The sequence below is a fragment of the Clostridium aciditolerans genome (assembly GCF_016316925.1).
GTDB lineage: Bacteria > Bacillota > Clostridia > Clostridiales > Clostridiaceae > Clostridium_AM > Clostridium_AM aciditolerans.
In genome coordinates this window covers 108,459-119,459 of the sequence record NZ_JAEEGB010000017.1, presented here as the reverse complement: position 1 = coordinate 119,459, position 11,001 = coordinate 108,459, and the positions used below count along the sequence as shown (strand labels likewise).

At 30.2% G+C, this 11,001-nt stretch carries 13 protein-coding genes and 2 pseudogenes; all 15 read left to right on the top strand.

Translation table 11 applies throughout. The features are described 5' to 3' along the window. Window positions 1-142 precede the first annotated feature (142 nt). The 15 genes and pseudogenes from I6U51_RS15470 to I6U51_RS15410 all read left to right on the top strand — a co-directional run bounded on the left by I6U51_RS15470 (window position 143) and on the right by I6U51_RS15410 (window position 10,892). Window positions 143-1,021 (top strand): TSUP family transporter, encoded by an 879-nt coding sequence (locus I6U51_RS15470; RefSeq protein ID WP_211143489.1) that lies wholly within the window; start codon window positions 143-145, stop codon window positions 1,019-1,021. Between the two features lie 201 nt (window positions 1,022-1,222). After that, window positions 1,223-1,486, top strand: a pseudogene (locus I6U51_RS15465) (sugar phosphate nucleotidyltransferase); the annotation flags it as partial. Window positions 1,487-1,583: 97 nt separating this feature from the next. Beyond that, window positions 1,584-1,718, top strand: coding sequence for a hypothetical protein (locus I6U51_RS25145; protein ID WP_281395983.1), 135 nt, complete (start codon window positions 1,584-1,586; stop codon window positions 1,716-1,718). A 129-nt stretch (window positions 1,719-1,847) separates the two neighbouring features. Then, on the top strand, window positions 1,848-1,982 hold the full coding sequence (locus I6U51_RS25140) for a hypothetical protein (RefSeq protein WP_281395982.1): 135 nt from the start codon (window positions 1,848-1,850) through the stop codon (window positions 1,980-1,982). 110 nt (window positions 1,983-2,092) lie between these two features. Beyond that, window positions 2,093-2,701, top strand: coding sequence for a DNA-3-methyladenine glycosylase (locus I6U51_RS15460; protein ID WP_211143488.1), 609 nt, complete (start codon window positions 2,093-2,095; stop codon window positions 2,699-2,701). A gap of 20 nt (window positions 2,702-2,721) precedes the next feature. Then, on the top strand, window positions 2,722-2,964 hold the full coding sequence (locus I6U51_RS15455) for a GIY-YIG nuclease family protein (RefSeq protein WP_178906253.1): 243 nt from the start codon (window positions 2,722-2,724) through the stop codon (window positions 2,962-2,964). A 60-nt stretch (window positions 2,965-3,024) separates the two neighbouring features. Beyond that, window positions 3,025-3,162, top strand: coding sequence for a hypothetical protein (locus I6U51_RS15450; protein ID WP_211143487.1), 138 nt, complete (start codon window positions 3,025-3,027; stop codon window positions 3,160-3,162). Then, window positions 3,163-4,704, top strand: coding sequence for a recombinase family protein (locus I6U51_RS15445; RefSeq protein WP_211143486.1), 1,542 nt, complete (start codon window positions 3,163-3,165; stop codon window positions 4,702-4,704). Between the two features lie 29 nt (window positions 4,705-4,733). Further along, window positions 4,734-5,546: pseudogene (locus I6U51_RS15440) on the top strand (mannose-1-phosphate guanylyltransferase); the annotation flags it as partial. Window positions 5,547-5,681: 135 nt separating this feature from the next. Next, window positions 5,682-6,011: a hypothetical protein gene (locus I6U51_RS15435; protein WP_211143485.1), complete on the top strand. Its 330-nt coding sequence runs from the start codon at window positions 5,682-5,684 to the stop codon at window positions 6,009-6,011. Between the two features lie 153 nt (window positions 6,012-6,164). Further along, a complete protein-coding gene (locus I6U51_RS15430) occupies window positions 6,165-6,494 on the top strand; it encodes a hypothetical protein (protein WP_211143484.1) in 330 nt (109 codons plus the stop codon). A 192-nt stretch (window positions 6,495-6,686) separates the two neighbouring features. Then, entirely contained in the window at window positions 6,687-7,559 is an 873-nt protein-coding gene (locus I6U51_RS15425) for a DMT family transporter (RefSeq protein ID WP_211143483.1), read from the top strand. A gap of 25 nt (window positions 7,560-7,584) precedes the next feature. Continuing rightward, window positions 7,585-8,796, top strand: a complete 1,212-nt coding sequence (gene larC, locus I6U51_RS15420) for a nickel pincer cofactor biosynthesis protein LarC (protein WP_211143482.1) — start codon at window positions 7,585-7,587, stop codon at window positions 8,794-8,796. A 31-nt stretch (window positions 8,797-8,827) separates the two neighbouring features. Continuing rightward, on the top strand, window positions 8,828-9,574 hold the full coding sequence (gene larB / locus I6U51_RS15415) for a nickel pincer cofactor biosynthesis protein LarB (RefSeq protein WP_211143481.1): 747 nt from the start codon (window positions 8,828-8,830) through the stop codon (window positions 9,572-9,574). A 37-nt stretch (window positions 9,575-9,611) separates the two neighbouring features. Further along, the gene (locus I6U51_RS15410; RefSeq protein ID WP_211143480.1) at window positions 9,612-10,892 is read left to right on the top strand and encodes an ABC transporter substrate-binding protein; all 1,281 of its coding nucleotides are present in this window, start codon (window positions 9,612-9,614) and stop codon (window positions 10,890-10,892) included. Window positions 10,893-11,001 lie beyond the last annotated feature (109 nt).

The window sequence follows — 11,001 nt, the reverse complement described above, 5'->3', positions numbered from 1 at the left end:
TAAACATGGATTTATATTAAAGTAAGAAAATTTTAAAAATTATGTAGAATAATGTTGATTAGATATAATTAACTATGATATATTATTTACAATAAGCAATTATAAAATAAAAAAATATAGTATAACAAAGGGAGGCTATGTAATGGTAAAAATAGTTTTCGGCATATTGTTGCTTTTAGTAGCATACTTTGCATTTTTGTTCTTCGTAGATTATGCGAAAGCATCAAAAGAGGGTAAACTTGAAAAATCAAACTTTTTAGCACTTGGAGCTGTAGGATTTGTTACAAACTTCTTTGATACTTTAGGTATAGGAAGCTTTGCACCAACTACTGCATTGTTAAAAAACTTTAAGCTTTCAGAAGATAGAACATTACCAGGTACACTTAATGTTGCATGTACAATACCAGTTGCAATTGAGGCTCTTATATTTATTACAACTATAAAAGTTGATCCAGTAACACTATTTTCAATGTTAGCTGCTGCAACTATAGGAGCTGTAGTAGGAGCAGGAGTTGTTTCAAAACTTCCTGAAAAAGTTATACAGCTTGGAATGGGTGTAGCATTAATTATAGTTGCATTTGTAATGCTTGCAGGACAACTTCATTTAATGCCAGCTGGTGGAGAGGCTATAGGACTTACAGGAACAAAACTTATAGTAGCAATAATAGGTAACTTTATATTAGGAGCACTTATGACACTAGGAATAGGACTTTATGCTCCATGTATGGCACTAGTATTTGCACTTGGAATGAGCCCTAAGGTAGCATTCCCAATAATGATGGGATCATGTGCATTCTTAATGCCAGCAGCAGCAGCTAAATTCGTTAAAGAAGGCGCATATGATAGAAAAGCTTCTATGGCAATAACTATATTTGGTGCTATAGGCGTTTTTATAGCTGCTTATATAGTTAAAGAACTACCACTTAAAATATTAACATGGTTAGTAATAGTAGTTATATTCTATACAGCAGCTATGATGTTTAAATCAGCATCTAAGGCAAAGGCTGCTAGCAGAGCGTAAAATTTTACCCAAAAAAGTTAAAATATTAACGATATGAAAAATAAACTCCAGGTTTTTAAAAACCTGGAGTTTACTTTTTAGGCATTATATTTTATACACTAAGAATATATTAAGTTTATCCTATAATTATAATTCATCTTTTCACAATTATATTGAAAGTTACATATTATAGAATAAAGCAATATTTAGGGGTGAGGCTTATTGTTGTATGCACTGATTCTTGCGGGTGGTAAAGGAACAAGACTATATCCTCTCTCAAGGGCTAAAAATCCAAAACAATTTTTAAAAATTATAAATAATAAAAGTTTTTTAAGAAATACAGTAGATAGAATAAAACCACTAGTAAGTAAAGATAATATTTATGTAGTAACTAATAAGGAATATATAGACAAAGTATATGCGGAGCTTCCTGAGATAGATAAGAAGAATATATTTGTAGAACCAGAAAACAAAGAAACCTCTACATTCAATATATAGGTCATTATGTAAAACTTGATGATTTAAGATAAAAGAATAAAAGCTCCTTACGTGGAAAAACTAATTTTAGAAAGGGGAGTTAAATATGACTGATAGAATACACCATAAAGCAAGTAATAGAGAAAATAAGAAAAATGATGTAAGTAGACCATCTGGAAATAAAAAGAACACTAAGAATCCACCTAAATTTGAAAATTTTAATGGAGAGCCAATTTACTAAAGGAAGTGATTTGCATGAGAAAGTGTAAGAAAGGTGATATAAATAGACAGGAAGTAAATATAGGCACTAAGAGGACTGACAGCAGTAATAACCAAGAAAAAGATGACAAAAAGCAAAGGAAGTGATAGCGTGAAACAAGTGACACAAATAGAGCTACAGCACGATTTTAAGAGAGAAAATAACAAACCAAGGTCTAGATCTCAATCTTCTTTTGAAAGTAAAGCCATAAGAGAGGCTAAGCAAATAGTTAAGTCTGCAAATTAAAAAGAGCCTTTAGGGCTCTTTTTTATTATCTAGGTAAATTATATAATTAATATATGGTTTTTAAGGGTATGAAAATAGCATCAAATTATATATTTATGGCGGTGAATTAAATGAAAAAGCTTAATAGAGAGTTTTATAGTAGAGATACAGAAACGGTTGCAAAAGAACTTCTAGGGAAAATATTAATTCATGAAGTAGATGGTAAGAGGCTTTCTGGAAAAATAGTTGAGACTGAAGCATATTTAGGTATAAAAGACAAGGCAGCACACTCTTATGGAGGAAGAAGAACCCCAAGAGTGGAGGTTATGTATGGAGAGGCGGGATTATCATATGTCTTTATAATATATGGAATGTATTACTGTTTTAATGTAGTTACCCAGAAGGAAGGAATACCTGAGGCGGTACTTATAAGAGCTTTAGAGCCTGTGGGAAGCTTGGACATAATGGCAAATAATAGGTTTAAGAAAGATTATAATGACTTAACTAAGACTCAAATTAAAAGTTTGACTAATGGTCCTGGGAAATTATGTAATGCATTAAAAATCAATAAGGCTTTAAATGGTGAAGATTTATGCGATAATAGATTATATATAGTGGATAACGATGAAGAGTTTAATATTATAACTGATAAACGTATAGGAATAGATTATGCAGAAGAGGCGAGGGACTATTTATTAAGATTTTATATAGAAAATAACAAATATGTGTCTGTAAAATGATTTTTTAAGGGGAATAAAGGGTGAATTACGTATATATTTTAAAGTGTAAAGATGGTAGTCTTTACACAGGATACACTAATAATTTAGAAAGAAGAATAAAAACTCACAATAATGGTAAAGGAGCAAAGTACACTAGATGCAGACTTCCAGTAGAGCTAGTTTACTATGAATCTTATGAAACAAAGAGCGATGCTATGAAAAGAGAATATTGCATAAAGCAAATGAGTAGAGAAGTAAAAGTAAAACTTATATCAAATAAATGAATCAAAAATATTTAACCTCCAGCATATTATTAATTATGAACTAATGTGCTGGAGGCTTTTATGTCTAAAAAGGAAAAAATAATAGTAACTAGGTTTTTTGGAAAAAGGAATTTAAATGAAATAATAAAAAAGATAATTAAAAGTAATCTAAGTGAAACTAAGATAACTATCATGAATAAGGTATGGAGTGATAGCTAAATGAGTATTTGGAATGTGGCTATTTATGCAAGAGTAAGTACGGACAAGTATGATCAGAAAGAATCTATACCAGCTCAGATTCAAGGCTTAAAAGAATGGATTCTAGAAAAAAGCAAAGAAGAGGAAAACTCTATATATAATCTTGTAAATGTTTATGAAGATTGTGGATTTTCAGGCTCTAATTTTGATAGAGAAAGTTTTATACAGATGAAAGAAGATATAGAGAACAAAAAAATAAACATGATTCTAACAAGAGATCTCTCGAGATTTTCAAGAAACTATATAATGGCTGGATATTATTTAGAGGACTATTTTAAGGCTAAAGATATTAGATTTGTTTCTGTACTTGATAACGTTGATACATTATATGAGTTTAATGATATAATTCCATTTAAAAATATTTTAAATGAAATGTATATAAAAGATTGCTCAAGAAGAACTAGAGATGGTCTTAGGCAGAGGATGATAAGAGGGTCTAGTATTGCCAGTAAGCCTCCTTATGGCTATAAATTTGAAGAAAGTTTTAAAGAAAATATAAAAATTATAAAATTGATACCTGCAGAAAATGAAGCTACTAAAATAGTGGTAAAAATATATGAACTTTATTTAAAAGGATGGGGATTTAAAAAGATTGCAGACTATTTAAACTCAATTGGAGTAAGACCGCCATCGTGGCATGTGAAAAATTTCGGGAAATCCAAGTTTTTTAAATGGAATAGCAATTCCATAAGGTATATCCTAACAAATCCTAAATATTCGGGGCAAATGGTTCAAGGAAGATGGAGAAAGGTAAGCTATAAGTTAAAAACAGTGAAAGCCTTACCAAAAGATCAATGGATATATGGAGGAGAATTTAAAGGAATAATACCTAAGGAAACTTTTGATGAAGTTCAGGAACTTATAAAAAAAAGACAGAGAATATTAAGGTATAAAAATGACGAAGTACATTTATTTTCAGGGGTACTTAAGTGCGGTGACTGCGGTGGAAGCATGTGCTATAGAAAGAAATATAACGGATATAAGTGTACAAATAGTCAAACTGGTAAAAAAAAGTGTACTGCTCACTCCATAAAGGAAGAATATATAAAGCAAATTATCATAAATGATTTGATAAATTACACAAAAGATTTAAATAAGGAAATATTTTATGATGAACTAAAAGAAATTATCAAAAGCAATAATCATATTGAAGAGCTAAAAAGCATAAATAGCAACCTTAAAGATATAGATATAAATATTAAGCGAATATATGAAGATAGGTTAAAAAACATAGTAAATGAAAAAAACTTTAAAATGATTTTAAAGGAAATTCAAGATGAACAGGGCCGACTAGAAAAAAGAAAAGATCAAATAGAAAATGAAATAAATAATAATAGAGAACATATGCTTGGTTTAATATGCAGTAAAATTGATCATATATTAAGCTTTAATGAACTTAAAAGAAACGATTTAGAGGAACTAGTGGAGAAAATAATTGTTTTTGAAGATAAAGATGTAAAAGAAAAGCATATACAGATTTTTTATAAATTTAATGCTCAATAGTTTATATGACCTATAATGAGATTTAAGGGACCGCCACCTGCATAGGGCTCTCTGCGGTAAAACTATTAAAAAAAGACAGCGACGCTACTATGATAATTTTACCGTCAGATCATTATATAGAAAATGAAAAATTATTTATAGATACTCTGTCACAAGCAAAAGAGATTGCAGAAAAACGGAGAGGTCTTGTAACTATAGGGATAATGCCTACAAGGCCTGAAACTGGATATGGCTATATAGAGATGGGTGAAAGAATAGGCGGTGACATTGCAAGCTTTAAGGTAGAGAGATTTCTAGAAAAACCTAACGTTGAGGTTGCTAAAGATCTTTTGCTTAAAGGAACTTATCTTTGGAATAGCGGAATGTTTGTATGGAGAGCAGATGTTTATCTAAGAGAAATGCAAAAGTATTTGCCTAAAATGCATAAAAGCATGATGGCTATATATCAGAGCTTAGAAACAGAAAAAGAGGAAGAGAATGTAAAAGAACAATATGAGGTTATAGACGGAATTTCCGTAGATTTTGGAATCATGCAAAAAACTAGAAAGGCATATGTAATAAAAAGTGAATTCTTATGGGATGACATAGGAACATTTGCTTCATTAGGGAGGTTCTTAAAAAATTATAAAGGAAACAATATAACAGAAAATACTTTCTTAGAAGCAAGCGAAAATTGTATTGTATTTGGAAGAGATAGACTTATTATAGTTTTTGGAGTAAAAGACTTAATTATAGTAGATTCTGAAGATGTAGTACTAGTTATGGATAAAAATAAAGATCAAGAAATAAAGTATCTTGTTAATCAATTAAAAAATGAAGAAAATAAGGAAGAATTTTTATAGTAGAGCAAGCTGTCAACAATGGGTTGGCAGCTTTTGTTAAACATTATATAAGGCATTAGCATGATTTTTAAGAAAAGGAGAAAAGAAATTATTTTTAATAAGAGTTCACTAAATACTTAAAAGGAGTTGGGGGTTATGAAATTTTATAAAAATACCGCTTATATTTTTATAATTGGTTCAGGTGATGAACAAACTCCACATCTTGCTTTAGGGGCAGCATATGACCCTAGAGATAAGACTGTAGCTTTTTGGTTTAAGGGCAGAAGTAGAAGCTTCAAGGTAGATAAGGTAGTAAAAGATGAAGAAAGATTATTTGAGTTTATTGATACAAATTTATTAAGAGTCTCATTTCACCCAGTAACACTTGAAGATTTAAAGAAGTATGGACATAGTTTATTTCACAACGCACCTACATTTAAAACAAGTGAAGGATTACAAAATTGGTTAATGGGTAATGGTTATTAAAAATTATATAAACTTATAGATAAAGCTGCCGACAATATGTCTGCAGCTTTTATTAAATATTTCGTATATAATTTATCATAATTTAAAAATGCAAGAAGGAAAATTAAACTTTTTGTAGAATACTACAATAATAATTAGAAAGGGGTGAATATTATGAAATTTTACAAAAATACTGCTTATATATTTACTGTTGGACCGGATGATAATCAAATTGCTAATGTTGCATTAGGAGTTTCGTATTATCCTAAAGATAAAACGATAGCTTTCTGGCAAAAAGATTGCAGCAAAATTTTCCAATTGGACAAACTTATTAAAGATGAAGAAAGATTATTTGAGTTTATAGATACAAATGGTTTAAGAGTTTCATTTCACCCAGTTACACTAGAGGATTTTAAAAAATACAGAGATGAATTATTTTATGATGCACCTATATTTAAAACAACTGAAGGTCTTCAAAATTGGTTAATGAAAAATAATTACTAAAGCTTAGGTAAGATATTTATAATATAAAGAAGCCCTAGGAGCAGTATTAAAGCGCCTAGGGCTTAAAATTATTGTATACATACTTAAAAGTAAATAAGATATAGTAAAAATAAATTTTATACTTTTGAATTAAATATTATAAGAACATATGGTAGAATATTAAATAAGGTTTGGGAAGAAAGGAAGAATTATATGACAAAAGAGTTAAAAGCAGATTTAAGCCTGTTATTAGTCACAGTTGTATGGGGGGCAAGCTTCCCGATAATAAGTTTAACCCTTAAATATATTCATCCATATTCATTTATAGCAATCAGATATTTTCTATCTGGAGCAATACTTGCAATAATATTTCATAAAAGGTTTAAGCATATTAATAAAAAGACAGTTAACGCAGCAGTAATTATTGGTATAGCATTGTTTTTAGGGTCTGTTTTTCAAGTTGTAGGGTTGGTTTATACCACTCCGAGTAAATCCGGATTTATTACAGGGCTTTATGTTGTTGTTGTACCTATAATAATGGCTGTTATGTATAAGGTTATACCAGATGTTAAGACTACAATGGGTATAATATTTGCTTTAATTGGTCTTGGTGTTATATCTATAGATAGTACATTGAAGATAAATCCAGGAGACTTTCTTACGTTACTGTGTGCAATAGCCTTTGCATTTCAAATAATATTGGTAGATAAATATATTAAAGATGTAGATATAATACTTGTAACTTGTATAGAAACGCTTGTAGCAGGTATTTTAGGATTTATTCCAGCAGTTGTTGTTGAAAATTTAAGTTTTACAATAAATCTTACTTTTATATTTTGTATGATTTTCATGGTGCTGTTTTGTACCATAGGGGCCTATATGATACAAAATAAAATGCAGCCATATACAAATCCGACTCATGCGGCAATAATATTTTTAGGGGAGCCAGTTTTTGGGGCCATATTTTCTATGATCTTTGGCGACAAACTTACTGGTAAGACTTTAGCTGGATGCGCATTGATTTTATTGGGAATGATTATAATTAATATAAAGAACAATAGTTCAAGTGAGATATTAGAAAACTAAAATAACATATGGGAGATAGATAAATATGAAAATACTTTATTATGATTGCTTTTCAGGCATAAGTGGAGATATGAATTTAGGGGCTTTAATTGATCTAGGGATAGATAAGAATCACTTAATAAATGAGCTTTCTAAGCTAAATATTGATGGGTATAAAATATCAGTAGAAAAGACAGTTAAAAACGGAATTAGCGGTACAAAAGTAGATGTTATTTTAAATCACCATCATCATGACGAACATAGCCACCATCATCATGAACATCATCATAGAAACTTAAAAGATATAGAAAACATAATAAACTCAAGTGATTTAGACAGCAATATAAAACATATAAGTCTAAGTATCTTTAAAAAGGTTGCTGAGGCAGAAGCAAAAGTGCATAACAAAAGTATAGAAGAAGTGCATTTCCATGAAGTTGGAGCAGTGGACTCTATAGTGGATATTGTAGGCGCGGCTATTTGCTTTGCTCATCTAAAAGTCGATAAGGTTATAAGTTCTACTGTAGAAGCTGGAAGTGGTTTTGTAAAGTGTGCCCATGGTCTGCTGCCGGTTCCAGCACCAGCTACTGTAGAAATACTAAAAAATATACCGCTAAAATCTAATATACCTTTTGAAGCTACTACACCAACTGGAGCTGCTATTATAGCTTATTTGACTGATGAATTTAGAGATAATAAGAATTTCAAAATAAACAAAATAGGTTATGGTATAGGAAACAAAGATAATAAGGATATTCCAAATGTTTTAAGAGTATTCTTAGCAGAGGAATTAGATCAAAAAACTGACAGGCCAAATGAAGAATTTTTACAAGGTGAGGCAGAGGTTTTAGAATGTAATATAGACGATATGAATCCGGAAATGTATGAATATATTATGGAATTGTTATTTAAAGAAGGAGCTTTAGATGTTTATTTGACTCCAATAATTATGAAAAAAGGAAGACCGGGGATTAAATTAAGCGTAGTATATAGCAAGGAACAAGAAAAAGAAATTGAGAAGATAATATTAACTGAAACTACTACTTTAGGATTTAGAAAATATAAGGTCCAAAGAAATATGCTAAGGAGAGAATTCAATAAAATTCAAACTAAATATGGAGAATTTACTATAAAAAATTCTTACTATGGTGAAAAACGAGTAAAATACAAGGCTGAATACGATGAATGTAAAAAGGCTGCATTAGAAAATAATGTTAGTATAAACGAAATTTACAAAGAAATAAATCAAAAAATCTAGCAGCATTGATACCCGAAAGAAGGATGATAGTATGAATATTAATGAAACTAGAGAGTTATTAGAAAATGTAAAGAATGGATCCTTAGCTATAGATAAAGCCTTAGAAGATTTAAAGGATTTACCATTTAAAGACCTAGGATATGCAAAAGTTGATAATCATAGAGAGTTAAGAGTTGGATATCCTGAAGTTATATATTGCGAGGGAAAAACCCCAGAACAAATAAGAGGAATAGTGGAAATTATGCTGGCTAGAGGAAGCGATATATTAGGAACTAGGGCATCAGAGGAGGCTTATAAATTAGTTAAAGAAATCTGTCCTAAAGCTGAATATAGCAAAATGGCAAGGACTATAACTATAAAAAATAAAGAACCGGAAACAACAAATACATATATTTCTATAGTCACTGCAGGAACATCAGATATACCAGTAGCAGAAGAAGCAGCAGTAACAGCTGAGATCTTTGGAAATAAGGTAGAAAGAATATATGATGTAGGAGTTGCCGGAATACATAGATTATTTGATAAAATCGACTTAATAAGAGGTGCAAAGATTGTTATTGTGGCAGCAGGTATGGAAGGCGCATTGGCTAGTGTCATTGGAGGGTTAGTCGATAAGCCAGTAATAGCAGTGCCTACAAGTGTGGGATATGGTGCTAATTTCGGGGGGCTTTCTGCCTTACTATGTATGCTTAATAGTTGTGCGAGCGGTATTAGTGTAGTAAACATAGATAACGGATTTGGAGCTGGTTACCTCGCTAGTATGATAAATAAGTTATAAGGTACATTCAAATAAATATGATAGGAGTGTAGTTCCTATGAGTAGAAACACTAAAAAGTTTTTAGTATTTATTTTAATCAGTATGCTGATTTTAACAGTTTCTTGTAGTAAAAATAATAATGTAACAAAGCAAGAAGATACATTAAAAGGTGAAATTAAAATAGCAACAGAAGAAAAATATGCAGAGCAATTGAAAATCACAGCAGATAAATTTAAGAAAATTCATCCGAAAGTAAATATAGAAATAAAAGTTGACAATAATGTAAAAGATAAAGTTATAGATAAATCAAATAATCAAGAAAATGCTGTAGATATAATAAATATAGAAGATCAAAATGTTCAATACTTTATAGATAAATCCCCAGAGTTCGCATTAGATGTAACAGACGCAGTTAGTTCATATAAGGATAAAATACCAAAAAATAAATTAGATAATCTAGCTGTAAAAAATAAGATATATGGAATACCGTGGAACACTTCGCCAAAGGTGATTCTGTATAGAATCGATGTGTTTTTAAATGAAAAAATAAATGTTGATGATATAAAGACTTGGAATGACTATGTGTCTGTAGGTAAAAGGATCAGCAAAGATACAGGGAAGAAGTTCCTAGTTAATCTTCAAGATGAAAGTAATAATTTTAATATAGTTTTAGCTAATCAGTTAGGTACATCATATTTCAACAGAGATGGTAAATTAGACTTTAATTCTAAGGAGTGGCTAAAGACTGTAGAAACAGCTAAGTTACTGTATTCACAAGAGCTAATGGTTGATATAAGTTCCAAAAACGAATTTATTAGCCTTGCAAAACAGGGGTCAGTAATTTCAATTATAGCAGATCCTTCATATATAAGTGAACTTATGAAGAACATACCAGAGGATAAGGGCAAATGGAGCATAATGAAACTACCTGCTTTTGAAGCCGGAGGAAATAGAGATTCGTCAGTGGGTGGGGCTAATTTAATAATAAATAAGAATTCAAGTAATGCAACCGCAGTAAAAGGGTTCGTTGAATTTATGGCTACTGATGAGATTGCTCAGATGGATTTGCTTAATAATTACGGAACTTTCCCTGCTAATCCATATATGTATACTCTTATAAACTTTAATAATATAGTAGATTATTTTCATGCAAAAGTATGGAACGTATTTGCAAGTGCAGAAAAGGGATCATATATAATCAATTACACTAAGTATTTCCCAATCATAAAAGATGCTGCAAAAAATGCTTTGACACAATCCAACATAAAAGAAAAGGATCCTAAACTAATATTAGATTCTCTTGAAAAAGATTGTGAGAATAAAATTTTACAGAAATAATTTTATTATAAAACGTTTACAAAGATTCAATTATGATATATAATATCTTTAGTAAAGGGGTTAATCATAGGGAATTTTCTAAGATATAAAGATAAAACCTCCTGATTGA

What these genes read in the sequence shown, in the direction of transcription:
- I6U51_RS15470 (WP_211143489.1), top strand. Translation starts at nt 143, where the DNA reads ATGGTAAAAATAGTTTTCGGCATATTGTTGCTTTTAGTAGCATACTTT.
- I6U51_RS25145 (WP_281395983.1), top strand. Translation starts at nt 1,584, where the DNA reads ATGACTGATAGAATACACCATAAAGCAAGTAATAGAGAAAATAAGAAA.
- I6U51_RS15460 (WP_211143488.1), top strand. Translation starts at nt 2,093, where the DNA reads ATGAAAAAGCTTAATAGAGAGTTTTATAGTAGAGATACAGAAACGGTT.
- I6U51_RS15450 (WP_211143487.1), top strand. Translation starts at nt 3,025, where the DNA reads ATGTCTAAAAAGGAAAAAATAATAGTAACTAGGTTTTTTGGAAAAAGG.
- I6U51_RS15445 (WP_211143486.1), top strand. Translation starts at nt 3,163, where the DNA reads ATGAGTATTTGGAATGTGGCTATTTATGCAAGAGTAAGTACGGACAAG.
- I6U51_RS15435 (WP_211143485.1), top strand. Translation starts at nt 5,682, where the DNA reads ATGAAATTTTATAAAAATACCGCTTATATTTTTATAATTGGTTCAGGT.
- I6U51_RS15430 (WP_211143484.1), top strand. Translation starts at nt 6,165, where the DNA reads ATGAAATTTTACAAAAATACTGCTTATATATTTACTGTTGGACCGGAT.
- I6U51_RS15425 (WP_211143483.1), top strand. Translation starts at nt 6,687, where the DNA reads ATGACAAAAGAGTTAAAAGCAGATTTAAGCCTGTTATTAGTCACAGTT.
- larC (WP_211143482.1), top strand. Translation starts at nt 7,585, where the DNA reads ATGAAAATACTTTATTATGATTGCTTTTCAGGCATAAGTGGAGATATG.
- larB (WP_211143481.1), top strand. Translation starts at nt 8,828, where the DNA reads ATGAATATTAATGAAACTAGAGAGTTATTAGAAAATGTAAAGAATGGA.
- I6U51_RS15410 (WP_211143480.1), top strand. Translation starts at nt 9,612, where the DNA reads ATGAGTAGAAACACTAAAAAGTTTTTAGTATTTATTTTAATCAGTATG.